A 24,809-nucleotide genomic window follows, 5' to 3' on the forward strand; every position below is an offset into this window, starting at 1 on the left:
CGCACCGTCCGCGCCTTCCGGCGACCTCCAACGTGCCACCCCACGCCACTTCTCCCGAGCCACCGAAGGAACTCGCCCGAAGCTTCCTGGGTGTGTTCCGCTACAGCGGTCGTGCGCTGGAACTGGTCTGGAGCACCAGCCACGCGCTGACCGTCGCGCTGGCCGCGCTCACCCTGGTCGCCGGCCTGCTGCCGGCCGGCATCGCCTGGGTCGGTGCGCACATCGTGGACGCGGTGGTGGCCGCCAGCCGCCTCTGGGCCACAGACGGCCACGCGCCGCTGCGATCGGTCTTCGAATGGGTGGCGCTGGAAGGCATGCTGGTGGCGGCGCTGGCCGGCGCGCAACGCGGCCTGTCGCTGTGCCAGTCGCTGCTGCGCGCGCAGCTCGGCCAGCGCGTCAACGTGATGATCCTGGAAAAGGCGCTGACCCTGGAGCTGGCGCACTTCGAGGATTCGGAGTTCTACGACAAGCTCACGCGCGCCCGGCGCGAGGCATCGAGCCGGCCGTTGTCGCTGGTCACGCGCACGTTCGGGCTGGGCCAGAACGCGATCTCGCTGCTCAGCTACGGCAGCCTGCTGTTCCAGTTCTCGCCGTGGGCGGTGGCGGTGCTGCTGCTGGCCGGCCTGCCCTCATTCTTCGCCGAGACCAAGTTCTCCGGCGACGCGTTCCGCCTGTTCCGCTGGCGTTCGCCGGAAACGCGCATGCAGCTGTATCTGGAAACCGTGCTGGCGCGCGAGGACCACGCCAAGGAAGTGAAGCTGTTCGGCTTGGGCCCGCTGCTGCTGCAACGCTACCGCGACATCTTCCACACCCTGTACCGCGCCGACCGCGACCTTGCCGTGCGTCGCGACAGCTGGGGTTTCGTGCTGGGCCTGCTGGGCACGCTGGCGCTGTACGGCGCCTATGCGTGGATTGCCGCCAGCACCGTGATGGCACGCATCACCCTGGGCCAGATGACGATGTACCTGGCGCTGTTCCGCCAGGGCCAGTCGGCGGTGTCGGCGATGCTGTCGGCGATCGGCGGCATGTACGAGGACAACCTCTACCTCTCCACCCTGTACGAATACCTGGAAACCCCGGTGCCGCCGGCCACCGGCATGGCACAGCGCGGCGCGCGGCCCGAGGACGGCATCCGCTTCGAGCAGGTCAGCTTCACCTACCCCGGCGCCGGCGAGCCGGCGCTGCGCGACATCGACCTGCACATCCGCCCAGGCGAATCGCTGGCCCTGGTCGGCCAGAACGGCTCGGGCAAGACCACCCTGATCAAGCTGCTCACGCGCCTGTACACGCCCGACAGCGGCCGCATCCTGCTCGACGGCACCGACCTGCGCGAGTGGGACGAGGGCGTGCTGCTGCAGCGCATCGGCGTGATCTTCCAGGATTTCGCGCGCTACCAGATGCGCGTGGGCGAGAACGTCGGCGCCGGCGACGTCACCCACTTCGACGACGAGGCGCGCTGGCGCGAGGCCAGCGACAAGGGCATGGCCAGCGACTTCATCGACAGCCTGCCGGCCGGCTTCGATACGCAGCTGGGCAAGTGGTTCAACGACGGGCGGGAACTCTCCGGCGGCCAGTGGCAGAAGATCGCCCTGGCCCGCGCCTTCATGCGCTCACGCGCCGACATCCTGGTGCTGGACGAACCCACCGCCGCGATGGATGCGCAAGCCGAAGCCACCATCTTCGAACACTTCCGCGAACTTTCCGGCGGCCGCATCGCGATCCTGATCTCGCACCGCTTTTCCACCGTGCGCATGGCCGACCAGATCATCGTGATCCAGGACGGCCGCATCGTCGAACGCGGCAACCACGAGCAGCTGATGGCCGAGGACGGGCATTACGCACACCTGTTCTCGTTGCAGGCGCAGGGGTATCGGTGAAGCCGTGATGACCACAGCAACAATTCAGTCGTAATAACCGGGCGCGAACACCAGCACGCTTTCCGGCGGCAGCTTCGGATCATTCACCGCGTGCGGTGCGTAAAGGCTTATCCCCAGCGCCAGGGAAATCGCCCCGTCGACCTCGCGCTCAAGCTGCGGATCCTTGGACTTGAGGTATTTCACAGCTTGCTCGAAACCCATGCCCAGCAAGTTGATCCCGTAGAGCTCCGGCGCTGCAGGCGAGGCCAGCTCGATCGCCTCCAGACGCCCGGTCTTGTCGTAGTTGGCGAACAGTCCCGCACCGGCGAAATAGTCACACGGATGCGCAGCGCCCGGGGTGCGCATGAACGACTTGAAGCCCGCGCCCAACGCCGCCCGTACCCCTGACACGCCTGTCCCGAACGGAATGCCTTTGATTCCCTTGCCTGGAGCGATGTCGTATTTCACTTCAAGGCCCCTTCTTGTCCGTGTACTTCAGCATCTGATCGATGGCCTCATTGTACTTGTCGCCAAACTTCGCGCGCACGTCGTCCACATCCATCTTCTGGGCCTCGCCGAACTTTCCCTGCTCGAGAAGTTCCGCCTGTCGCTTTCGATACGCGCGCGCTTCCCGAGAGTTGCCCCAACTCCCTGTCATGCGGTGATCGTCAATCTTCATCGCAATGGCAGGGCCTTGATTCGTGGGAAGAGGACTGACCGAATCGGCAGGCATGTGGTGCGACTCGTAACCCGGCAACCCCTTGACGTCGCCGTGCGCCCCACCCCTCTGGACAATCGGCTCCTTCTCCACGGCGGTGCTCTTCACGGCAGCCGTAGAAGGCTTTGCCGCGGGTGAACGCCTCGGTGCAGGCTTGCTGCTTCCGCCTTGAGGGGATTTGCTTGATTCGCCGAACCCAACGATTGGCTCTTCACTCGAACGCAGCCGCGGATCGGCTTTGAGCTTCGACTCATTTCGCAACAACCATTCGCCGAACTTGCGCCCCAAACGACCATGGCTGGCCTTTTCGGCGAGTTCCCGCATGCTGCCACGCCCCTTGCTGACGTAGGCGACAATCGCCATCAGCAACAGGACGAACATGGCCACGTGACCGCGGGCAAGCAGGCTGGCCGCGTGCCGGATGGCAAAGGCGTTGATGTGCGGTTGCCCCTGGGGCAAGGGTGGCGGAGCAGCGGCCAGCCACGCTTCGCGAATGCCGCTCCAATAGGTGCGTCCGATGGCTGGCAGGCCTTCCACGACGAATTCGGCCAACGCCTTCAGGCCCAGCGCGGCGAGCATCCATTCGCCCGCTTCCGCGCCCAGCGCCGCGCCCGCCACCGCACCCGGCGCGGCGCCAGCCCCGAAACCGCCGAAGAATCCCGCGACGCCACCGAGCAGTGCGCCGATGCCGGTGGTGGCGACCATGATCGCCAGGCATTCGGCCAGCAGGCGGGCGATCTCCCGGGCAACCGCGGCGACGTCCAGATCATGAAAGTCGCGCTCGATCTGTTCGGCAGCCTGCTGGGCCGATTGCGTCAATGCCTCCTTGAGGCAGCGACTGCGCGCCGCCAGCAGGATGGCATCGCCTTTTGCCGCAGAAACGCGGCGGGCAGCCCAGCGTTCCAGCTCGATCCATGCACCCTGCAGTCCCGTCATCTTCCCTGATCCCCGGTCGACAAATCTCCATCGAAGCCACAGGATAACGTGCACCCACGCCTGTCAGCGTGACACACATCATCCTTGTGCGATGCCGCGAACGACTGGCCCGCGAACTCGGCGCTCGGATCCAGGCGCTGTTCGGCCTGGTGCCGTCAAAGGGGCCGTCCAGATGCCTTCCGTGCCGCCAGCCCGAGCCTGTCCGGCTTGACCGTCGCCACCCGCGCGCCCCATGCTTTGCCGTCTTTTCTCCATCGAAACACCCACATGAGCAGTCGCTACAACGCCGCCGACATCGAAGTCCTCTCCGGCCTGGACCCGGTCAAGCGCCGGCCGGGCATGTACACCGACACCACCCGGCCGAACCATCTGGTGCAGGAGGTGGTGGACAACTCGGTGGACGAGGCGCTGGCCGGCCACGCCAGTGCGATTGAGGTGGTCTTGCACGGCGACGGTTCGGTGTCGGTGAGCGACGACGGCCGCGGCATGCCGGTGGACATCCATCCCGAGGAAGGCGTGTCGGGCGTCGAGCTGATCATGACGCGACTGCATGCGGGCGGTAAGTTCAGCGGCAAGAACTACAGCTTTTCCGGCGGCCTGCACGGCGTGGGCGTGTCGGTGGTCAACGCCTTGTCCGATCGCGTCGAGGTGACGATCCGCCGCGACGGCTCGGAATACGCGATGGCGTTCGAGCATGGCGACAAGGTCAGCCCGCTGGAAGTGATCGGCAGCGTGCCGAAGAAGCGCAGCGGCACGACGCTGCATTTCTGGCCGGAGGCGAAGTATTTCGATTCGCCGAAGATCTCGCTGGGCAAGCTCAAGCATTTGCTGCGCGCCAAGGCGGTGTTGTGCGCCGGCCTCAACATGAAGCTGACCGACGAGGCCAGCGGCGAAGTCATCGAGTGGCGTTACGAGGACGGTTTGCGCGACTACCTGCGCGGCGAACTGGATGGCAACGAGCTGCTGCCGACCGAGCTGTTCGTGCACCAGATGGCGCGCGACGCCGAAGGCATGGAGGTCGCGCTGGCCTGGCTGCCCGAGGGCGAACTGGTCCAGGAAAGCTACGTCAACCTGATCCCCACCATGCAGGGCGGCACCCACGTCAACGGCCTGCGCAGTGGCCTGACCACCGCGATCCGCGAGTTCTGCGACATCCGCAACCTGCTGCCGCGCGGCGTGAAGCTGGCGCCGGAGGATGTGTGGGAGCGCATCGCGTTCGTGCTGTCCGCGCGCCTGCAGGACCCGCAGTTCGCCGGCCAGACGAAGGAGCGGCTGTCCTCGCGTCATGCCGCCGGGTTGATCGAGAACGTCATCCACGACGCCTTCAGCCTGTGGCTGAACCAGAACGTGGACATGGGCGAGCGCATCGCCCAGTTGGCGATCGAGCGCGCCAGCGCACGGCTGAAGGCGGCCAAGCAGATCGTGCGCAAGAAGATCACCCAGGGTCCGCAACTGCCCGGCAAGCTGGCCGACTGTACCGCCACCGACCTCACCCGCACGGAGCTGTTCCTGGTCGAGGGCGATTCGGCCGGCGGCAGCGCCAAGCAGGCACGCGACAAGGAGTTCCAGGCAATCCTGCCGCTGCGCGGCAAGATCCTCAACACGTGGGAAGTCGAATCCACCTCGGTGCTGGCCTCCGAAGAAGTGCACAACCTCGCCGTGGCGATCGGCTGCGATCCGGGCAAGGACGACTTGAGCGGCCTGCGCTACGGCAAGGTGATCATCCTCGCCGACGCCGACTCCGACGGCCTGCACATCGCCACCCTGCTCTCGGCCCTGTTCCTGCGGCATTTCCCGCGACTGGTCAGCGAAGGCCACGTGTTCGTGGCGATGCCGCCGCTGTTCCGTGTCGACGTGGGCAAGCAGGTGTTCTATTGCCTCGACGAGGGCGAGAAGGAAGCGATGCTGCAGCGGATCGAGCGCGAGAAGATCAAGGGCGCAGTCAGCACCACCCGCTTCAAGGGCCTGGGCGAGATGAATCCGCCGCAGTTGCGCGAATCCACCATCCACCCGGACACCCGCCGCCTGGTGCAGCTGACCGTCGACGACGATGCCGGCACGGCGAAGATGATGGACATGCTGCTGGCCAAGAAGCGCGCCGGCGACCGCAAGGCGTGGCTCGAAGAGAAAGGCGACCTGGCCACGCTCGAGGTGTAATCGTCCGCGTCCTGGCGAGCCCGTGCTTCGCATGGATTTCACTTCACTGAATCGCACGCCGACACCTTGCATCCACTGGAGCGCATGTCGCGTATCTACAGGTGCTTCCAATCCGCGAAGCGGAAACCCCTGGAGAACTTTCATGAAGACCCATTCCCGCGTGCGCGCCCTCACTCTTGGTCTTTCGATGGCACTGGCCACCGCCGCCTTCGCCCCGATGGCGATGGCCGGCCAGATGGATTCGATGAGCATGCAGAAGACCGTGATGGTCGGCGGTGCCGCGATGTACCCGACGAAGAACATCGTCGAGAACGCGATCAACTCGAAAGATCACACCACCCTGGTCGCCGCGGTGAAAGCCGCCGGCCTCGTCGACACGCTCGAAGGCCCCGGACCGTTCACCGTTTTTGCGCCCACCAACGAGGCATTCGCCGCACTGCCCGCGGGTACGGTAGACAACCTGCTCAAGCCGGAGAACAAGGCCACGCTGACCAAGATCCTCACCTACCATGTGGTGCCGGGCAAATATACCGCGCACGACCTTGCCAAGCTGGCGAAGGCGCATGGTGGCAAGGCGGTGCTGAAGACGGTCGAGGGCGATTCGATCACCGTGGCGAAGCACGACGGCAAGTGGACGGTGACCGATGACAAGGGCAATGTCGCCCACATCACGATTGCCGACGTGACCCAGTCCAACGGCGAGATCTTCGTGATCGACAAGGTCCTGATGCCGTAACGGCAAAACCTTCAACCGCTCGCAGCAGCTGCCCGGGAATGCCCGGGCGGCTTTTTTTGTGGGAATGGCGGCGCTATCGTGCGAACTGGCTTTTCCCGAGCAAATGCACATGGCCCTGCTGCCGCCACTGAATCTCGAGCACTGGATCGACGAGCACCGCCACCTGCTGAAGCCGCCGGTGGGCAACAAGTGCATCGTCGACGGCGACTTCATCATCATGATCGTGGGCGGGCCGAACGCGCGCACCGACTACCACTACGACGAAGGCCCCGAGTTCTTCTACCAGCTCGAGGGCGAGATCACGCTGAAGGTGCAGGACGACGGCGTGGCCCGCGACATCCCGCTGCGCGCCGGCGAGATCTTCTACCTGCCCGCGCGCGTGCCGCACTCGCCCAACCGCGCCGCCGGCTCGATCGGACTGGTGATCGAGCGCCGCCGCCTGCCCGGCGAAAAAGACGGCCTGATGTGGTTCTGCGAGCAATGCAACCACAAGCTCTACGAGGAGTATTTCACCCTCGCCAGCATCGAGCAGGACTTCCCGCCGGTATTCGAGCGCTTCTACCGCTCGACCGACGCACGCACCTGCAGCGAATGCGGCCACGTCCATCCCGCACCAGGAAAATACGCGTAGGGCGGGCACCGCCCGCCGCTCTGCGCAAGGTACATCGAAAACCGGCGGGCAGTGCCCGCCCTACGCCAGCCACTTGCGCGCCATCCGCCGCAACGACGTGTCGAGTGTCTCGTCAGCGGCCACCTCGTTCACCGGTCGCCATGCCAGCGCGTGCGATTCGGCGTTGACCACGAACGACTCGTCGGCACTCGCGCGCACCACGTAGCGCAAGTCGTAGTGCCAGTGCTCCGGCTCGTCCGCGCGGGCGGGAATGCGATGTCGGTCGACATCGAAAATGCCGCCATCGACATGAAGGCCGGCCAGGCCGGTTTCCTCTTCCGCCTCGCGCAGGGCGACACGCGCAAGATCCGTATCGCCATCGGCATGCCCGCCCGGCTGCAGCCAGCGATCGAGCTTGCGGTGATGCATCAGCAGCACGCGCTCGCCATCGGCGCTGACCAGCCAGGCCGAGCCGGTGAAATGGGCCACCGGGTTGCCGCGCTCGAAAGCATCCGCGTGTGTCTGCGCGAAATCCTCGAACTGCGCGACGACGTCGGCGTCACCCTGCCATTGGTCACGGTAGCGACGAAGGGCCTGGATGAGACTGCTTGCGGACTCGCCCATGGGCACCTGCACGCGTGAAAGAAAGTGGGCGCGGCATGTTTCGCCGCAACATGGACGAAGCTTGTACAACCTTCGTCGCATGGGATATGTTGGCCCGCCATTGTCCAGCCTGTCCACGCACGCCGCCATCGCGCGGAAAGGACAGGAAATCCATCCGAGGGGAACCCGATGACAAAAGGTCTTTTTGCCACCCACGGCATCGAGGCGATGCCTCATGTCGACGCCGGCGAGCCTGTCGAGGGCAGCGGTACCGGCGAGGTGACACTGAAACGCGCACTGACCGCGCGTCACCTGGTGATGCTCGGTATCGGCGCGGTCATCGGCGCCGGCATCTTCGTGCTCACCGGCACGGCGGCGGCGCAGTTCGCCGGTCCGGCGCTGGTGATCAGCTTCCTGATGGCCGGTTTCGCCTGCGCACTGGCCGGCCTCTGCTACGCGGAGTTCGCCGCGATGCTGCCGGTATCGGGCAGCGCCTACTCCTATTCCTACGCCACGCTGGGCGAGGTGGTCGCCTGGTTCGTCGGCTGGAACCTGGTGCTGGAATACCTGTTCGCCGCCTCGACCGTCGCGGTGGGCTGGTCGGGCTACTTCAATGAAATGCTGCGCATGATCAGCGCCTGGATCGGCGTGGATGTCTCGCTGCCCGCCGCACTGGCCTCGGCACCACTGACCTTCGACGCCAGCGGCCACCACATCATCGCCACCGGCACCCTGATCAACCTGCCGGCGGTGGCCATCGTGGCGGCGATCAGCTGGCTCTGCTACCGCGGCATCACCCAATCGGCCACGGTCAACGCGATCATCGTGGCGATCAAGGTCATCGTGATCCTGCTGTTCCTGGCCGTGACGTTCCATTACCTCAACCCGGATCTCTGGCACCCGTTCATCCCGGAGAACGAGGGCGGCGCCAAGTACGGCTGGAGCGGCGTGATCCGCGCGGCGACGCTGGTGTTCTTCGCCTATATCGGCTTCGATGCCGTATCGACCGCCGCGGGCGAGGCGAAGAATCCGCAGCGCGACATGCCGATCGGCATCCTCGGCTCGCTGGCGATCTGCACCCTGCTCTACATCGCGATGTCCGCGGCGCTGACCGGCCTGGCCCCCTACACCGAACTCAACACGCCCGAGCCGGTGGCCACCGCGCTCAACTACGTGCTGGGCAACGTGCCGGCCGGCAGCAGCGCCAGCCATATCCTCGGCACGCTGAAGATCCTGGTGGTGTTTGCCGCGCTGGCGGGTCTCAGCTCGGTGGTGCTGGTGATGCTGATGGGCCAGCCGCGCATCTTCTATTCGATGTCGCGCGACGGCCTGCTGCCGCCGCTGCTGGGCAAGGTGCACAAGAAGCACCGCACCCCGTACGTGGGCACGGTCATCGTGGGTGTGATCGCCTCGGTGCTGGCCGGCCTGTTCCCGGTCGACGTGCTCGGCGACCTGGTTTCGATGGGCACGCTGCTGGCGTTCACCACCGTATGCATCGGCGTGCTGGTGCTTCGCCACACGCGCCCGGATCTGCCGCGCGCATTCCGCGTGCCATTCGTGTGGGTCGTCTGCCCGCTCGGCGCGGCAGCCTGCCTGTTCCTGTTCTGGCAGGCGTTCGTGGTGCGCTGGTGGCTGATCCTCGGCTGGACCGCGATCGGCTTCCTGATCTACGGCTTCTACGGTTACCGCAACAGCAAGTTGCGCCAGAACGCCCACTGACCAACCCGCGGCCGGCGCCTCCAACGCCGGCCGCGACGCTTTTGCTGCTCTCCGCCCCGGCCACGAAGACTTTCCCATGCTCAGCCAGTTGCTCGCCCGCAAGACCGATTTCAGCAACGACGACCACGCCCACGGTCCGGGCCTGCGCCGCACGCTGGGGCCGTGGGGCATCACGGCGCTGGGCATCGGCGCGGTGATCGGCACCGGCATCTTCGTGGTCACCGGCACGGCCGCGGCCGAACATGCCGGCCCGGCGGTGCTGATCTCCTTCATCATCGCGGCGATCTGCAGCGGCTTTGCGGCCTTGTGCTACGCCGAGTTCGCCACCTTGATCCCGATCTCCGGCAGCTCCTATTCGTACGCCTATGCGTCGCTGGGCGAACTGGCGGCCTGGTTCATCGGCTGGAACATGGTGGCGGAATACGGCATCTCCGCCTCCGCCGTGGCGGCGAGCTGGACCGGCTACTTCACCAGCCTGCTCGATCATATGGGACTGCACCTGCCGGTGGCGCTGACCGAAGCACCGCTGGCCTTCACCAAGGGCGAACTCGTGGTCACGGGCCACCTGTTCAACCTGCCCGCGGTGGCAATCGTGATGGCGCTGACCTGGCTGTGCTACATCGGCATCCGCGAATCGTCCAGCCTCAACGCGCTGATGGTGCTGGTCAAGGTCGGTCTGATCATCATCGTGGTGGTGGCCGGCTACCGCTACGTGAACCCCGAGAACTGGCATCCGTTCATCCCCGAGCCGCAGGGCGACGGCAAGTACGGCTGGTCCGGCATCATGCGCGGCGCGGCCATGGTGTTCTTCGCCTACATCGGCTTCGAGGCCACCTCCACGGCGGCGCAGGAATGCAAGACACCGCAACGCGACCTGCCCTTCGGCATCCTGGTGTCGCTGGTGATCTGCACCGTGCTCTATCTGGCGATGGCCGCGGTGCTCACCGGGCTGGTGCCGTACACCCTGCTGGACACCGCCGAGCCGGTGGTCACCGCGGTGGCCGCGCATCCCGAGCTGGACTGGCTGCGCCTGATCGTCGAGATCGGCGCCATGATCGGCCTGTCGTCGGTGATCCTGGTAATGATCATCGCGCAGCCGCGCATCTTCATGATCATGGCGCGTGACGGCATGCTGCCGAAAGTGTTCGCCAAGGTGCATCCGCGTCACCGCACGCCGCACATCAACACGTTGATCACCGGCAGCATGATCGCCTTGCTGGCGGCCGTGTTCCCGCTCGACCTGCTGGCCAACCTCACCTCGATGGGCACGCTGATCGCGTTCTCGGCGGTGTGCGCCGGCGTACTTATCCTGCGCTACACCCTGCCGGACCTGCCGCGCACCTTCCGCGTGCCGTGGGTCTGGTTTACCTGCCTTGCCGGCGTGGCGTGCTGCTTCGCCCTGCTGTTCAGTCTCGACTGGTTCAACTGGGCGATCCTGGGCGGCTGGACCCTGCTGGGTTTCGCCATCTACTTCCTCTACAGCCGCAAGCACAGCGTGCTGCATCAGGCGGCCAATCAACCGTCCGTGACGAAATTTCAGTGATCGTCGCTGAAGATCACCGAAAATACTTCATAAGCACACAGGTCACGCAAACGTCGCGATTCCACCAGTCTCGGCAGAACATGCGAACTTGAATGTAAAATGCGTGTTATGTGATTGATTTTAAATAGCTTGTCGGTGCGCCATCGCGGCGAGTTGCATCCGGGGTCGCCCATTCGCCGAACGCGGGAGTATGATCCCCAGTCCGAGGGTAAATCACTTGGCAGTGGGCCCCGGATCGCGGCCCGGCCCGTCAGGCAAAGCAGCTCCTCAGCCTGACGTCGCCGGGCCGCACTTTGTCCAGCATCCGCATCCATCGCCGGCTCGTCCGCGGAATCCGCCCCATGAAATGAAAAGGCCGGCGAGATCGCCGGCCTTGCAGAGCTTGCCGCGTGGCGGTCAGGCTTTCTTGGGGGTGTGCGACACGCACCAACCTTTCGCGTTCACCGACTTGCCCGGGAACAGCTGGCACGGGCCGCGGCCAGTGGGGCCACCGGAGTAGAACTGACAGTTCGCGCAATCGTCGCCGGCCTTGTGCTTGGGGTTGGTGGACTTGGTGGTGTCCTCCACGTAGTCCAGGGCCTTGGCGGTCGGATCGTCAGGGCCCAACGCCGGCAGGTCGGCGGCACGCGCGAACCGCGGCAGGCCCCCCATCACCACGGCTGCCGCCGTGGTCCCTGCGGCCACCTTGAGGAACCGGCGACGCGATTCGATATCTTTGTCGTTCGACATGGCACATGTCTCCATTGGGTTGCAGCCGACGCACCCTGCCCCGGCCCCTCGGCGATGGTACGCCCGGTCACGCAATCTTTCCTGACTCGCGAGAATGGCTCTCATTCCGGCAAGAGCCGCTGGCGCGGCGTGTTATCATCGATCACTCATTTGGACGTCCAAATCACATGAGCCAGTCCCTGCCCGACGCGATCGCGGCCAGCCACTTCGACGCCTGCGCCGACCGCGTGGCCGAGACCGCGCGCGCGCTCGCAGGCAAGGGCTGGACTCCGGCGACCAGCAGCAATTTCTCGATGCGCGTCGATACGGGCCACGCCGCCATCACGATCTCCGGGCGCGACAAGGGCAAGCTGGGCCGCGACGACATCATGCTGATCGACCTCGAGGGTCGACCGGTGGGCACCGGGGCGCGCCCCAGCGCCGAGACTGCGCTGCACACCCAGGTCTACCGGCGCTGGCCCGACATGAATGCGGTGTTGCACACCCACTCGCGCACGCAAAGCGTGGCGTCGCGACTGTTTGCCCGCGAGGGCGTGGTCCGGCTGCAGGGCTGGGAGTTGCAGAAGGCGATCAGCGGCTACCACAGCCATGACAGCGTGCTGGAGATCCCGGTGTTTCCCAACACCCAGCACATGCCCGAACTGGTCGCCCATGTGGATGCCTGGCTCGACGCCGGCAAACCGCTGCACGCCTACCTGATCGACGGCCACGGCATCTATACCTGGGGCCGCGACATGGCCGAGAGCGAGCGCCACCTGGAAGCGCTGGAGTTCCTGCTCGGATGCGAACTGGATCTGCGAACAATGAGGTCATCATGAGCCGCCTGCGCATTTTCGACGAGAACGAACCGCACACCGCCCGCGCCACGCTCGACCGCCACGAAGCCATCGCGGAAGAACTGGCCAAGGTCGGCGTGCGCTTCGAACGATGGGAAGCGAACCAGCCGATCGCCCCGGGCGCCAGCCAGGAGGAAGTGATCGCGGCCTACCGCAGCGACATCGACCGCCTGATGGACGAAGCCGGCTACCAGGCCGTCGACGTGATCAGCCTCGCTCCCGACCATCCCGACCGCGCCGCCCTGCGCCAGAAGTTCCTCAGCGAACACACCCACAGCGAGGACGAGGTGCGATTCTTCGTCGCCGGCTCCGGCCAGTTCACCCTGCACCTGGATGGCAAGGTCTACGACGTGCTGTGCGAGCAAGGCGACCTGATCGGCGTGCCCGACGGCACGCGGCACTGGTTCGACATGAGCGAGGCGCCGTACTTCGTGGCCATCCGCCTGTTCACCAACAAGGAAGGCTGGGTGGCCAACTTCACCGGCGACGACATCGCCACCCGCTTCCCCCGCATGCAGCCGAACCCGTAGGAGCCCGCTCGCGGGCGATGCCTTTTCCAACCCCCGCATCCATCGTCCTGAATCTGTCGAAGGCCCGAGTCCCGTCCCCATGACCGAAATCCGCGCCATCGTCACCGACATCGAGGGCACCACCAGCTCGATCGACTTCGTCCGCGACGTCCTGTTCCCGTTCGCCCGCAAGCGCCTGCCCGCGTTCGTGGAAACCCATGGCGATCGTCCCGACGTGCAGCACTGGCTGCACGAGGCCGCGCGCGAAGCCGGCATGATCGAGGCCGAACGACAGGAGGTGGTGGAATTGCTGCTGCAATGGATCGCGCAGGATCGCAAGTCCACCGCGCTCAAGGCGCTGCAGGGCATGATCTGGAAGGAAGGCTACGAAAGCGGCGCCTACCGCGCCCACGTCTACCCCGAAGTGGCTGCCCGCCTGCGCGCCTGGCGCGCCGACGGGCTTCGCCTGTATGTGTACTCCTCCGGTTCGGTACCGGCGCAGCAGCTGTTCTTCCGCTACTCGGAAGCCGGCGACCTGACGCCCTTGTTCGCCGGCTATTTCGATACGGAAACCGGCCCCAAGCGCGAGGCGCAGTCCTATCGCCGCATCGCCGAAGCCGTGGGCGAGGAGCCCCGCCACCTGCTGTTCCTGTCCGATATCGTCGAGGAGCTGGACGCCGCGCGCGCCGCCGGTTTCCAAACCGCCTGGCTGGTGCGTGAGCCGCAACCGCTGCCGGAGGCGGCAGGCCATCGGGTCTATCGCGACTTCGACGCGATCGACCCGGCCAGCTGAGATGCGTCGGGGCGTGCGTACTCTGCTGACCATCGCGGCGGCATTCAGCGCCGGCGTGGCGCTGGCCGCGTGGTTGCCGGTCAACGCTCTCCCCGACTCGGCCAACACGCCGCCCGCCATGCCGCTTCAAGCCGAAACACCGGCCGAATCGACAGCGGCGCCCGATGCCTGGCCGGCATCCGCGCCCAGCCCCGAGCAGGTGCTCTACGCCCAGCCGCAGATGGTACGCGACGCCCTCGCCCGACTGACGCCGCGGGTGGCGGGCAAGCCCAATCTCTACCTGCTCGCTTTCGCCGGCGACGGCAGCGAGGACGTGTTCCGCAATGAGGCCGAATACGCCGCGCAACTGTTCGGTTCGCGCTTCGGCCCCACCGTCCACAGCCTGGTGCTGGAGAACAACCCGGCCTCGCTGACCACCCACCCGCTGGCCAGCTGGAGCAATCTCGAAGCGGCGCTCGACGGCTTGCAGCAGGTGATGCGAACGGACGAGGACATCCTGCTGCTCTACGTCACCAGCCACGGCGACGAGGACCATACCTTGCTGGTCGACATGGACCCGTTGCCGCTGGATCAGATCGGCGCGCAAGATCTCGCCGACATTTTGGCGGCGCGCCACTTCCGGTGGAAAGTGGTGGTGGTCAACGCCTGCTACTCCGGCGGCTTCGTGCCGCCGCTGCGCGGTTCCGGCACCCTGGTGCTCACCGCTGCACGCAGCGACCGCAGCTCGTTCGGCTGCGGCAGCGATTCGGACATCACCTACTTCGGCAAGGCCTGGCTGGTCGATGCGCTGAACCACACCGACAACTTCGTCGACGCGTTCAAGCGGGCACGCAGCGATATCGCCCACTGGGAAAGGCAGGACGAGCTCACCCCCTCCGAACCGCAGATCGACGTCGGCAGCGGCATCGCGGCACAGCTGGCAGCGTGGCGCAAGCACGTCGTGCCCGGCCCGGCGGTGTCGTTCAAGCCAGCAGCGCCCGGCGCAGCCGACACGACGCCGACGCCCTGACCGCAGCTCAAACCCCTGGCCAGGTCCGCGCCGGGCGTCGCTGCCATGAATCCCGGATATAACGCGCCACGCAGGTCGCCGCGAGGCTTCACGAATTTCACCTGCAGCGGCTGCTAGCGTGGCGCTCCCTTCCTGAGCGGGAGACCCGCATGAGCGCACGCAGCCACCTGACCAGGCCCGCCATGTCGAGCCACCTGCGCCGGACGTTCTCGTCGCCATGGCGGCCAGCCATGATTCCCCTGCTGGTGCTGTCAGCCTGTTCGTCAGCGCCGCCCGCGACACGCCAGACGCAAGCCGCCGCCCCCGCCGCATGCGTGCCCGCGCAGCTCAAGCTGTCGCTGGACGACGGCAACGGCCGCTTAAACGGGATGTCGCATGCCGGCACCATGCTGGTCGTGCACAACGCAAGCGAAGTCGCCTGTTCGATCGCCGCCATGCCCGCGCCGGGCTTGCGGGGCGCGCAACGGCAAACACTGGCCATCGCCGCGCAGGTCCCGCCAATACCCGCCGCCCAACCACCACGGCTCACGCTGGCTCCCGGCGCCAGTGTGGAGAGCGACATGCGCTGGGTTTCAGGCAACGTCTACGACGACGGCCATTGCGAGTCGCCGGCCGTCATCACGCTGGCCATCGGCGCGGGAACCGTGAGCGCACCCTTCCACGGCCAACTCTGCGGCGCCGGCGGCAAGCCATCCACGTACTCGATCGGCCCGTTCCGCGTGGCCGGCGCAACCGGGACCATCGGCGCGGCCAGCATTCGCTACCGCTGCGACGATGGCCGCACGGTGCTGGCCGCCTATCCCGACACGCAGACCGCCATGCTGGACTTCGACTCGCAGACGCATCGGCTGCACGCGGCGGTTTCGGCCGATGGCGCGCGCTACGTGGACGAGCATTGGCAATGGTGGAGCAAGGGCATGCATGACGCCTGGCTCGCCGAGCTCAAACCCGGCGAACAGATCGCGTCTGCAGCCGGCGTGGCTTGCCGCACCCCCTGATCTGCACCGACCGGCCTCCTCGCTAGCGCGCCCGGTGCCGGTCGGCCAGCACCGCAATCGCGTCCGCCAGCGACAATCCGCGTGCCCGCAACACGACCACGAGATGGAACAGCAGGTCCGCTGCTTCACCCAGCAGCGCCTCGTCGTCCTGCACTACCGCGGCCAGCGCCGTTTCCACGCCCTCCTCGCCCACCTTCTGCGCGATGCGGCGGATGCCGTCGTCAAACAGCTTCGTCGTGTAGCTGCCGGTCGGCCGCGCGACGTGGCGTTGCGCGACCAGCGCGTCGAGTTCGGCGAGGAAACCCAGCGGCGGGCGCACGTCGGCGCTGTCGCCAAAGCAGCTGGAGGTGCCGGTGTGGCAGGTGGGGCCGTGCGGTTCGGCCTGGATCAGCAAGGTGTCGGCGTCACAGTCGAGGCGGATCGACTTCAGCGCGAGCACGTGACCGGAGCTCTCGCCCTTCACCCACAAGCGCTGCTTGCTGCGGCTGTAGAAGGTGACGTGGCCATCGGCCTGCGTCTGCACCAGCGCATCGGCATTCATGTAGCCGAGCATCAGCACCTCGCCGCTCAGCCAGTGCTGCACGATCGCCGGCAGCAGGCCATTGCCCTTGGCCCAGTCGGGAACATCGGGATTGATTGCGGGGGTGGTGGTCATGGGTTGATCTCCTTGGAGCGAGAAGTGAGTGGAGAGAAGTGAGAAGTGACAGAAAGCATCCGATCCACCATTGCGGTGAGGTTTCTGCTGTCTCTCACTTCTCACTCCTGCTCACTCACTCCTCACTCGTACGCCTTCAGCTTGCAGGTAGCGCTTCAACGCGGGAATCGAAATGGCGCCCGAATGGAACACGCTGGCCGCCAGCGCGCCATCCACGTCGGCCTCGACGAAGGCATCGCGGAAATGTTCGGGAGCGCCGGCACCGCCGGAGGCCACCAACGGCACCTGGCAGATCGCGCGGGCGGCCCGCAATTGGTCCAGGTCGTAGCCGCGGCGTACCCCGTCGCTGTCCATGCAATTGAGCACGATCTCGCCGGCACCCCGCCGCTGTGCCTCGACTATCCAGTCCAGCGTGCGGCGCGGCAGCGCCTGCATTTTCGCGGGATCGCCGGTGTACTGGCGCACGCGCCATTCGCCGTCGCCGTCGCGCAACGAGTCGATGCCGACCACCACGCACTGCACGCCGAACGCGGCGGCCAGTTCGTCGATCAGCGCGGGCCGCGCCAAGGCGGGCGAGTTCACCGAAATCTTGTCGGCACCCGCATGCAGCACCGCGCGTGCCTCGTCGACCGAGCGGATGCCGCCGGCGACGCAGAACGGAATATCGATCACCCGGGCGACTTTCTCCACCCAGCTGCGATCCACGCTGCGTCCCTCGGGGCTGGCGGTGATGTCGTAGAACACCAGCTCGTCGGCGCCTTCGTCGCGGTAGCGCAGCGCGAGGTCGACGATTTCGCCCATGACCACGTGGTCGCGGAAGCGCACGCCCTTGACCACCTGGCCGTTGCGCACGTCGAGGCAGGGAATGATGCGGCGGCTCAGCACGCCAGCGCCTCAGCCACGGTGAAACTCCCTTCCAGCAGGGCGCGACCGAGGATCACCGCATTCGCGCCGGCATCGCGCGCGGCACGGATATCGTCCAGCGAGCGCACCCCGCCGGACGCCTGCAGCGCCAGTTGCGGCACGCTGGTCACGAGGTGGCGATACAGGTCGAGATTGAAGCCGGCCAACATGCCGTCGCGATCGATGTCGGTGCACAACAGGTGACGGGCACCGCGTGCTGCGTACCACGGCGCCAGCTCGTCCAGCGTGCGCGCCTCCACTTCGGTCCAGCCGGCGCTGGGCAGGACCCAGCGTCCTTCCGCGTGGCGGGTGTCCAGCGCGAGGGTCAGCCGCTCTGCGCCGTACTTCGCCAGCCAGGCGGCGACACGCGCCGGATCGCGCACCGCCACGCTGCCAACCACCACGCGCTGCACGCCGGCATCGAACAACCGCTGCAGATCTGCCTCTTCGCGCACGCCGCCACCGGCCTGGATCGCCATGCCATCGGTGGCGATCGCGGCGATCACCGCGAGATTGTCCAGCCGGCCCGAACGTGCGCCATCCAGGTCGACCAGGTGCAGCCAGCGCGCACCGGCGTCGGCGTAGCGCCTGGCCAGCTCGCGCGGGTCCGCCGCGTAGGTCGTCTGCTGCGCGTAGTCGCCCTGCTTCAGGCGCACCACCTGGCCGCCGCGCAAGTCGATCGCGGGAATCACGTCGAAGTTCATAGTTCGAGAAAGTTCTTCAGCAGTCGGGCGCCGACACCCGCGGAGCGTTCGGGATGGAACTGCATGCCGTGGAAGTTGCGGTGCGCGACCACCGCCGAGAACGCGCCGCCGTAGTCGGCGGTGGCCAGAGTCCAGTCGCCGACCGGTACCGCGTAGCTGTGCACGAAATAGGCCTGCTCGCCCTCGCCCAGCCCGGCCAGCAGCGGATGTTCCCGCCGGATCGACACCTCATTCCAGCCCATGTGCGGCACACGCAGACCGGGAGCCTCGGCGAAGCGTCGCACCGACGCGGGAATCAGGCCGAGGCATGCGGTGTCGCCCTCTTCCGAATGCGTGCACAGCAGTTGCATGCCCAGGCATACGCCGAGCACGGGCTGGCGCAGCGAACGCAAGACCTCGACCAGACCCAGCTCGCGCAGCCGCGTCATGCCCGGTCCGGCCGCACCCACGCCGGGCAGGATCACCTTGTCGGCGGCGCGGATCGCGGCAGCCTCCGAGGTCAATTCGGCATCTGCGCCAAGACGCTGCAAGGCGTAGCGCACCGAGCCGATATTGGTGCCGCCTGCATCGACCAGTACCACGCTCATCACAGCGCGCCCTTGGTACTCGGCAGTTCGCTGCCGGAGCGCGCGATCGCCTGGCGAAGGGCGCGCGCCACGACCTTGAAGCAGGCTTCCACCATGTGGTGCGCGTTGTCGCCGCGCACGGCGAGGTGCAGGTTCGCACCCAGCGTCTCGCACAGCGAGCGGAAGAAATGCGGCACCAGTTCGGTCGGCACCTCGCCCACGCGCTCGCGCGGGAAGCTGCCCTCGAACACGAAGTACGGTCGGCCGGACAGGTCCAGCGCGGCGCTGGCCTGCGCCTCGTCCATGGGCAGGGTGAAACCGTAGCGACCGATGCCGCGCTTGTCGCCGAGCGCCTGCTTCAGGGCCTGGCCGAGTGCCAGCGCGCAATCCTCGATGGTGTGGTGCTCGTCGATGTGGGTGTCGCCGTCGCAATCGAGTTCCAGCGCAAGGCCGCCGTGCTTGCCGATCTGTTCCAGCATGTGGTCGAAGAAGCCCAGCCCGGTGCGCACCTGCGGGTCGGTTGCGCGATCCAGGTCGACCTTGACGGTGATGCGGGTCTCTTTCGTGTGGCGCACCACGGTGGCGGTGCGCGGCGCATCCAGCAGCCGGTGCGCCACCTCCTCCCAGCCGATACCTTGCAGGCCCACGCGAAAACCGCGCACGCCGAGGTTCGCGGCAAGCTGCAGGTCGGTTTCACGATCACCGACCATCGCTGAGGCGGCGCGGCTCCAGCCGTCGTCGGCCAGGTAGTGGCGCAGCATGCCGACGCCGGGCTTGCGCGTGTCGAGGCCTTCGTGCGGAAGGCTGCGGTCGATCAACACCTCGCGGAAGCGAATGCCCTGCGAGTCGAGGATGCGCAGCAGAAGTTCGTGGGGGCCACGGAAATCGGATTCGGGAAAACTGTCGGTGCCCAGCCCATCCTGGTTGCTCACCATCACCAGCGCGTAGCCGGCGGCGACGAAGCGCTGCAACGCGGCGATCACTCCGGGCAGCAGGGCCAGCTTCTCCCAGCTGTCGACCTGCTCGTCGGCCGGCTCCTCGATCAGGCAGCCGTCCCGATCGACGAAAAGAATCTTGCGGACGGTCATGCGATGCCTCGATCCGAAGCCAGCACGGCCAGTACCCGCTCGTTCTCCGCCGGCGTGCCGATGGTGATGCGCAGCGCGTCGGCGAGGTTCGGGTAGCGGCGCACGTCGCGCACCACGATGCCGGCGGCGAGCAGGCGCCGGTAGACGTCGGCGGCATCGTCGAAGCGGACGGCAAGGAAGTTCGCCTGCGAAGGCAACACCTCGCGCACGCCGGGCAACCGGCGCAACGCCTCGCACATGCGCGTGCGCTCCGCACGCACGACGGCGAGGTGTTCGCGCGCATTCGCCTGGCCCCAGCCGGACAGCGCCAGCAGCGCCGCGTCCACGCACGGCAACGGCAACGGGTACGGCGCCATGATCTTCCGCAGCAAGGCGACCACGCCGGCGTTCGCCAGCAGGCTGCCGATGCGTGCGCCGGCCAGCGCCCAGGCCTTGGACAGAGTGCGCAGCACGGCGAGGTTGTCGTAGCGGTCGATCAAGTCGGCGATGCTGCCGTCGTCGGCAAACTCCACGTACGCCTCGTCCACCACCAGCAAGGCGCGGTCAGACAGCGCCCGCGCCAGCCGTTCGAGTGCCGCACGCGGCACCGCCTGACCGGCGGGATTGTTCGGAGTGCACACGAAGACGAGCGTCACCGCCGGGGTCAGTGCCGCGAGCACCGCGTCCACGTCCAAGGTGAAATCCGCCGCCAGTGGCACCTCGACAATGCCGGCGCCCTGCACCCGCGCGCACACCGCGTACATGCCGAACGTCGGCGGCTGGATCAGGATCGCATCGCGGCCGGCGCGACAGAACGCGCGCAGCAGCAGGTCGATCGCCTCGTCGCTGCCGCGGCCGACCAGCAACTGTTCGCGCCGCACGCCATACAGTGCTGCCAGCGCAGCGACCAATGCGACGGGCTGCGGCTCGGGGTAGCGGTTGCAGCCGAGTCCGTCGTCACCCACCGGTGCCCACGCCGACTCGTTCGCGTTGAGCAGGACCTCGCCGCCGCTGGCCTCCATCCGCGCCGAGGAGTACGGCTGCATCGCGCGGATCTCCGGCCGCGCCAGATCGAGCACGCTCATGCCAATGCCTCCAGCCGCAGGGTCACTGCGCGGCGGTGCGCTTCCAGCTGCTCGGCTGCCGCCAGCGTCGCGGTACACGGGCCGATGCGGCGCAGGCCGTCGGCGCTGACTTCCTGCACGCTGATCTGCTTCTGGTAGCTGGCCACCGACACGCCGCTGTAGCTGCGCGCGTAGCCGTAGGTCGGCAGCACGTGATTGCTGCCGCTGCAGTAATCGCCCACCGATTCGGGCGTCCACGGACCGAGGAAGATCGAGCCGGCACTGTCGACGCCGTCGAGCAGCGCGCGCGGCTCAGCCACCTGCAGGATCAGGTGCTCGGGCGCGTAGCGGTTGCTCACCTCGACCGCCTGCGCCAGCGAGTCGACCGCGATCAACCGGCTCTGCGCCAGCGCCTGGCGCGCGATGTCAGCGCGCGGCAGGCCGTCACACTGACGTTCGACCTCACGCTCCACGCGCTCGATCAGCTCCACCGAATCGCTGAGCAGGATCACCTGCGAATCCGGTCCGTGCTCGGCCTGCGACAGCAGGTCGGCGGCGACGAACACCGGATTCGCGGTGGCATCGGCGATCACCAGTACTTCCGACGGCCCGGCCGGCATGTCGATCGCCGCACCGTCCGGGTCGGACGACACCTGCAGCTTCGCCTCGGTCACCCAGGCATTGCCGGGGCCGAACAGCTTGTCGCACTTCGGCACCGACTCCGTACCGTAGGCCATCGCGGCGATCGCCTGCGCGCCACCGAGCTTGAACACCTTGTGCACGCCGGTGAGGCGCGCGGCGTACAGCACCGCCTCGTCGCAGCACCCGTCAGCGCGCGCGGGCGAGCACAGCACCACCTCGCGACAGCCGGCGATGTGCGCCGGCACGCCCAGCATCAGCGCAGTGGAAGGCAGCGGCGCACTGCCAGCCGGCACATACAGGCCCACCCGGCTGACCGGCCGCAGCATGCGCTCGACCCGCACGCCGGGCGCGGTGTCGACCGCCACCGGCCGCAGCGCCGCGGCACGATGGAACAACTCGATGCGTGCGGCGGCTTCGCGGATCGCCGCTTTCAATTCGGGATCGAGCGCCGTCTCGGCCGCGACGAACTCGGCCTCGTCGACCTCGAGTGCATCCAGTGTGCAGCGATCGTACCGGGCGCTGAGCGCGCGCAACGCCGTGTCGCCGTCCTTGCGCACGGCCGCGACGATCCGTTCGACACCATGACGCACGTCGTCTGCGCGCGACTGCGCCGGTCGCGCCAGCGCCTCGCGCCGGGCCGTTTCGTCCAGGGCGTTCCAGTCCAGACGTTTCATGCAAGCGAACTCCTCGTGCTGCCCTGCTTCATGCCAGCATCTTCTCCACCGGCAGCACGAACATCTCGCGTGCGCCGGCCTTCTTGATTTCCTCCAGTTGCCGCCAGCTCACCTCACCGGCGCACAACGCCTGCAGCATCAACTGGTCGGCCTGGCCAGCCACCGCCAGCAGCGTCGGCTGCGGACCGCCGGGGAGCAACCGGGTGACCGCCTCCAGCGAGTGACGCGAGGTCTGCAACAGCAGCAGCCGCGATTCGCGCACCTGGATCACGCCATCGAGCCGCTTCAGCAACAACTCCAGCATGTCGCCGCGCTCGTCCGCCGGCAGGGTCACCGGCCCGGCCAGCACCGCCTCGCTCTCCAGCAGCACCTCGGTCTCGCGCAACTGGTTGGCCACCAGGGTGCCGCCGCTCTGCACCAGGTCGCAGATCGCGTCGGCCGTGCCCAGCTTCGGCGCAATCTCGACCGAGCCGGCCAGGGTCACCACGCCGGCGTCGATGTGTTGCGCGCGCAGCCATTCACCAAGCAGGCCGGGGTATGACGTGGCGATGCGCCGTCCCGCGAGATCGCCGGGCGCGGAATAGTCGAGCTCCTGCGGCACGGCGATCGACAACCGGCACCGTCCGAAGCCGAGTGGCCGCAGTTCGGCCAGCGGCTCGCCATCGCGCCCGGCAGTGAGCTGGAACTCGCCCAGCACGTTGCGGCCGACGATGCCGACGTCGCATACGCCTTGCGCGATCAGGCCGGGGATGTCGTCGTCGCGCACCAGCAGCAGGTCGACCGGCTCGCCTTCGCCGAAGCAGAACAGCTTGTCGCGGCTTTGCCGGAAGGTCAGGCCGCATCGCTTGAGCAGGTCCAGCGCCGGCTCGGTCAGCCGTCCGGATTTCTGCATCGCGATGCGCAGGCGGTCGCGCGGCTTCATGCCCTCTTCCTTGCCGCCTGCGCCTGCCGCCGCGCCGCGCGGGCCGCGGCCGCGAGATAGCCGCCGCTGCCCTGGTTGAGATAGCGCGCGACCCGCCCGATCGTGGTGATGCTGACCGCAGTGCGCTCGTGGATCTCCCGGTACGACACGCCTTCGAGCAGGAACGGCACCACCCGCCAGCGGTCCACCAGCACTTCGAGTTCCGCCGGCGTGCACAGGTCGCTGAGGAACGCGCCAACTTCCTCGACGTTCTTCAGCGACAGCAACGCCTCGTACAGGCTCAGCTCGGCGGACTCGACGGGTGTTTCGGGATCAAGCGATCGACGCTTCATAATGTACTAACGCATTAACACAGTGGCGCGCATCATACACCCATGCGGCGCTGCCGCAATCCCCTCGTTCCTCGCCGCTCGCCCCCCCATCCTGGAGCCCGCATCCCGGAGCCCGCATCCCGGCTCTCGACAGACGAATGCGCGGTCATCCCGGCCCCAAAAACAGGAACCCCCGCCGAGGCGGGGGTTCCTGGCAACACGGGAAAGCCGTGTCGACTCAGGCGGACTTCTTGCGCGGGGCCGCCTTGCGGGTCGCCGGCGCCTTGGTCACCGTCGGCTTGGTGCCGGCCACGGCCGGGGCCAGCGCGTGCGCGCGCGTATTGCCGTAGCTGCTGCGGTAGATCTTGCCGCGGCGGGTCTTGCGATCGCCCTTGCCCATGGGGAACTCCTTGATTCGATGGATGTACGGCCGTCCATCATAGCAGTGCGGCGGGCAACGCCATAGGCCACCCACGCCCAGCGCCAACCAGCCTCAATGCGCGCATTGCGGGCCGTGCACGTGGACCTGGACACGGCGGTCGCGACGCAGGTTGACGAAGTGCGCGGCGGCCAGCAGCAGGCCGCCCGACGTGACCAGTGCACTGTGCACCAGGGTCAGTCCACCCTCGGCCCAGGTGACGCCGGAAATCAGCAGGAGCAACCCCGGGATGGCCAGCAGCAACGGCAAGGGCTGCTGGTGGCGCCGAAAGCCCCGCACCAGTGCGATCACCGCCAGCACGCAGGCAAACGCCACGAAACCCCGCTCGAAGCGATGGTCGGCCAGGAACTCCAGCCCGACCAGTGGCAGCGCGGCCAAGACGAAGGGCAGCAAGGCACAGTGGATCGCACACAGGAACGAGGCGATCGCGCCGATGCGATCGGCGCTCTGCCATCCACGCGATGTGCCTGCCTGCCCGGAATGCATCTGCCTGCCTGCCGTCGCCGCGCGAGGCGGCCGGGGAATCTGGCCGGCATGTTACATTATAACAATAGGTCGCGCTACCGGGCGATGGTCGCCGTTCAGGCTTTGCGGCAGGCCCGGCACAGACCGTGGACTTCCAGCGTCTGCGCCTGCGGCCGGAAACCCAGCGCGCGGGCCTGCGCCTCGATCAATTCGGCGACCCGTTCGTCGCAGACCTCCTGCGCGCTGGAACAGTTGTCGCAGATCAGAAATGGGACCTGATGCGCCTCGGTCGGATGGTGGCAGGAGACGAAGGCGTTGATCGACTCCAGCTTGTGGATGAAGCCGTTCTCGAGCAGGAAATCCAGCGCGCGATAAACCGTGGGCGGAGCGGCATTGCCGTGCTGTTCGCGCAGCTGGTCGAGCAGTTCGTACGCCTTGACCGGTATGCGAGATGCCGCGATCAGTTCCAGCACCTCCTTGCGCAGGGGGGTCAGACGCAGGCCCCGCTCCTCGCTGGCGTGTTCCACCGCACGCACGAAACCCTTCGCGTCATGATGGTGGTGCGGGTGGTGCGCGTGCGCGTTGTCGGCAACATCGTGGTTCAAAGCATTCACCTCGCCTCGATCATACATCCGCCACCGCCCG

The 24,809-nt window shown here is 67.1% G+C and carries 27 protein-coding genes; 11 read left to right on the forward strand and 16 right to left on the reverse strand.

What is annotated here, in order from left to right:
- The first annotated feature begins 32 nt into the window (after positions 1-32).
- On the forward strand, positions 33-1,877 hold the full coding sequence (locus ACVCMI_RS11740) for an ABC transporter ATP-binding protein (RefSeq protein WP_447098717.1): 1,845 nt from the start codon (positions 33-35) through the stop codon (positions 1,875-1,877).
- A gap of 24 nt (positions 1,878-1,901) precedes the next feature.
- Here the strand turns inward: ACVCMI_RS11740 and ACVCMI_RS11745 are convergent, their stop codons facing one another.
- The gene (locus ACVCMI_RS11745) at positions 1,902-2,324 is read right to left on the reverse strand and encodes a hypothetical protein (protein WP_447098716.1); all 423 of its coding nucleotides are present in this window, start codon (positions 2,322-2,324) and stop codon (positions 1,902-1,904) included.
- Position 2,325: 1 nt separating this feature from the next.
- A complete protein-coding gene (locus tag ACVCMI_RS11750) occupies positions 2,326-3,510 on the reverse strand; it encodes a DUF6861 domain-containing protein (RefSeq protein WP_447098715.1) in 1,185 nt (394 codons plus the stop codon).
- Between the two features lie 267 nt (positions 3,511-3,777).
- Between ACVCMI_RS11750 and parE the strand changes: the two genes are divergently transcribed.
- From parE to ACVCMI_RS11765, 3 genes are all read left to right on the forward strand, one after another.
- Complete coding sequence (parE, locus tag ACVCMI_RS11755; RefSeq protein ID WP_447098714.1) at positions 3,778-5,667, forward strand: DNA topoisomerase IV subunit B; 1,890 nt, start codon at positions 3,778-3,780, stop codon at positions 5,665-5,667.
- A 142-nt stretch (positions 5,668-5,809) separates the two neighbouring features.
- The gene (locus ACVCMI_RS11760) at positions 5,810-6,403 is read left to right on the forward strand and encodes a fasciclin domain-containing protein (protein ID WP_447098713.1); all 594 of its coding nucleotides are present in this window, start codon (positions 5,810-5,812) and stop codon (positions 6,401-6,403) included.
- Between the two features lie 109 nt (positions 6,404-6,512).
- Entirely contained in the window at positions 6,513-7,034 is a 522-nt protein-coding gene (locus ACVCMI_RS11765; protein ID WP_447098712.1) for a 3-hydroxyanthranilate 3,4-dioxygenase, read from the forward strand.
- Positions 7,035-7,094: 60 nt separating this feature from the next.
- Here the strand turns inward: ACVCMI_RS11765 and ACVCMI_RS11770 are convergent, their stop codons facing one another.
- Positions 7,095-7,637 (reverse strand): NUDIX hydrolase, encoded by a 543-nt coding sequence (locus tag ACVCMI_RS11770; protein WP_447098711.1) that lies wholly within the window; start codon positions 7,635-7,637, stop codon positions 7,095-7,097.
- A gap of 168 nt (positions 7,638-7,805) precedes the next feature.
- Here ACVCMI_RS11770 and ACVCMI_RS11775 point away from each other — a divergent pair, with 168 nt between their 5' ends.
- Positions 7,806-9,335: an amino acid permease gene (locus ACVCMI_RS11775; protein ID WP_395118979.1), complete on the forward strand. Its 1,530-nt coding sequence runs from the start codon at positions 7,806-7,808 to the stop codon at positions 9,333-9,335.
- 76 nt (positions 9,336-9,411) lie between these two features.
- Complete coding sequence (locus ACVCMI_RS11780) at positions 9,412-10,878, forward strand: amino acid permease (RefSeq protein ID WP_395118981.1); 1,467 nt, start codon at positions 9,412-9,414, stop codon at positions 10,876-10,878.
- A gap of 396 nt (positions 10,879-11,274) precedes the next feature.
- Here the strand turns inward: ACVCMI_RS11780 and ACVCMI_RS11785 are convergent, their stop codons facing one another.
- Positions 11,275-11,607, reverse strand: coding sequence for a high-potential iron-sulfur protein (locus ACVCMI_RS11785; protein ID WP_395118983.1), 333 nt, complete (start codon positions 11,605-11,607; stop codon positions 11,275-11,277).
- 167 nt (positions 11,608-11,774) lie between these two features.
- On the opposite strand from ACVCMI_RS11785, the gene ACVCMI_RS11790 reads away from it, so the two are divergent.
- The 5 genes from ACVCMI_RS11790 to ACVCMI_RS11810 all read left to right on the forward strand — a co-directional run bounded on the left by ACVCMI_RS11790 (position 11,775) and on the right by ACVCMI_RS11810 (position 15,752).
- Entirely contained in the window at positions 11,775-12,425 is a 651-nt protein-coding gene (locus tag ACVCMI_RS11790) for a methylthioribulose 1-phosphate dehydratase (protein WP_447098710.1), read from the forward strand.
- Positions 12,422-12,973 carry a 1,2-dihydroxy-3-keto-5-methylthiopentene dioxygenase gene (locus ACVCMI_RS11795; protein ID WP_395118987.1) on the forward strand — a complete coding sequence of 184 codons (552 nt, stop codon included), beginning with the start codon at positions 12,422-12,424 and terminating at the stop codon, positions 12,971-12,973. The genes ACVCMI_RS11790 and ACVCMI_RS11795 overlap by 4 nt, the downstream gene beginning before the upstream one ends.
- A 79-nt stretch (positions 12,974-13,052) precedes the next feature.
- The gene (mtnC, locus tag ACVCMI_RS11800; RefSeq protein ID WP_447098709.1) at positions 13,053-13,745 is read left to right on the forward strand and encodes an acireductone synthase; all 693 of its coding nucleotides are present in this window, start codon (positions 13,053-13,055) and stop codon (positions 13,743-13,745) included.
- Between the two features lie 13 nt (positions 13,746-13,758).
- A complete protein-coding gene (locus ACVCMI_RS11805; protein WP_447098708.1) occupies positions 13,759-14,754 on the forward strand; it encodes a C13 family peptidase in 996 nt (331 codons plus the stop codon).
- A 149-nt stretch (positions 14,755-14,903) separates the two neighbouring features.
- A complete protein-coding gene (locus ACVCMI_RS11810; protein ID WP_447098707.1) occupies positions 14,904-15,752 on the forward strand; it encodes an MliC family protein in 849 nt (282 codons plus the stop codon).
- 22 nt (positions 15,753-15,774) lie between these two features.
- Here the strand turns inward: ACVCMI_RS11810 and hisIE are convergent, their stop codons facing one another.
- The 12 genes from hisIE to ACVCMI_RS11870 form a co-directional block, all read right to left on the reverse strand.
- A complete protein-coding gene (gene hisIE, locus ACVCMI_RS11815; protein ID WP_447098706.1) occupies positions 15,775-16,407 on the reverse strand; it encodes a bifunctional phosphoribosyl-AMP cyclohydrolase/phosphoribosyl-ATP diphosphatase HisIE in 633 nt (210 codons plus the stop codon).
- A gap of 111 nt (positions 16,408-16,518) precedes the next feature.
- The gene (hisF, locus tag ACVCMI_RS11820; RefSeq protein ID WP_395118997.1) at positions 16,519-17,292 is read right to left on the reverse strand and encodes an imidazole glycerol phosphate synthase subunit HisF; all 774 of its coding nucleotides are present in this window, start codon (positions 17,290-17,292) and stop codon (positions 16,519-16,521) included.
- Positions 17,286-18,014, reverse strand: coding sequence for a 1-(5-phosphoribosyl)-5-[(5-phosphoribosylamino)methylideneamino]imidazole-4-carboxamide isomerase (gene hisA, locus ACVCMI_RS11825; protein ID WP_447098705.1), 729 nt, complete (start codon positions 18,012-18,014; stop codon positions 17,286-17,288). The genes hisF and hisA overlap by 7 nt, the downstream gene beginning before the upstream one ends.
- Complete coding sequence (gene hisH / locus ACVCMI_RS11830) at positions 18,011-18,601, reverse strand: imidazole glycerol phosphate synthase subunit HisH (RefSeq protein ID WP_447098704.1); 591 nt, start codon at positions 18,599-18,601, stop codon at positions 18,011-18,013. The genes hisA and hisH overlap by 4 nt, the downstream gene beginning before the upstream one ends.
- Entirely contained in the window at positions 18,601-19,668 is a 1,068-nt protein-coding gene (hisB, locus tag ACVCMI_RS11835) for a bifunctional histidinol-phosphatase/imidazoleglycerol-phosphate dehydratase HisB (protein WP_447098703.1), read from the reverse strand. Before hisB ends, hisH begins: the two co-directional genes overlap by 1 nt.
- Entirely contained in the window at positions 19,665-20,732 is a 1,068-nt protein-coding gene (hisC, locus tag ACVCMI_RS11840; RefSeq protein WP_447098702.1) for a histidinol-phosphate transaminase, read from the reverse strand. Before hisC ends, hisB begins: the two co-directional genes overlap by 4 nt.
- The gene (hisD, locus tag ACVCMI_RS11845; RefSeq protein WP_447098701.1) at positions 20,729-22,027 is read right to left on the reverse strand and encodes a histidinol dehydrogenase; all 1,299 of its coding nucleotides are present in this window, start codon (positions 22,025-22,027) and stop codon (positions 20,729-20,731) included. Before hisD ends, hisC begins: the two co-directional genes overlap by 4 nt.
- Positions 22,028-22,055: 28 nt before the next feature.
- Positions 22,056-22,949 carry an ATP phosphoribosyltransferase gene (gene hisG, locus ACVCMI_RS11850; protein ID WP_395119009.1) on the reverse strand — a complete coding sequence of 298 codons (894 nt, stop codon included), beginning with the start codon at positions 22,947-22,949 and terminating at the stop codon, positions 22,056-22,058.
- Positions 22,946-23,281: a YerC/YecD family TrpR-related protein gene (locus ACVCMI_RS11855; protein WP_395119011.1), complete on the reverse strand. Its 336-nt coding sequence runs from the start codon at positions 23,279-23,281 to the stop codon at positions 22,946-22,948. Before ACVCMI_RS11855 ends, hisG begins: the two co-directional genes overlap by 4 nt.
- 217 nt (positions 23,282-23,498) lie before the next feature.
- Positions 23,499-23,660: a 30S ribosomal protein THX gene (locus tag ACVCMI_RS11860; protein WP_395119013.1), complete on the reverse strand. Its 162-nt coding sequence runs from the start codon at positions 23,658-23,660 to the stop codon at positions 23,499-23,501.
- 93 nt (positions 23,661-23,753) lie between these two features.
- Complete coding sequence (locus ACVCMI_RS11865) at positions 23,754-24,185, reverse strand: MerC domain-containing protein (RefSeq protein ID WP_395119015.1); 432 nt, start codon at positions 24,183-24,185, stop codon at positions 23,754-23,756.
- Positions 24,186-24,280: 95 nt separating this feature from the next.
- Positions 24,281-24,796, reverse strand: a complete 516-nt coding sequence (locus ACVCMI_RS11870) for a transcriptional repressor (RefSeq protein WP_395119017.1) — start codon at positions 24,794-24,796, stop codon at positions 24,281-24,283.
- Positions 24,797-24,809: the final 13 nt, after the last annotated feature.

This window comes from Rhodanobacter sp. UC4448_H15, from assembly GCF_052978265.1.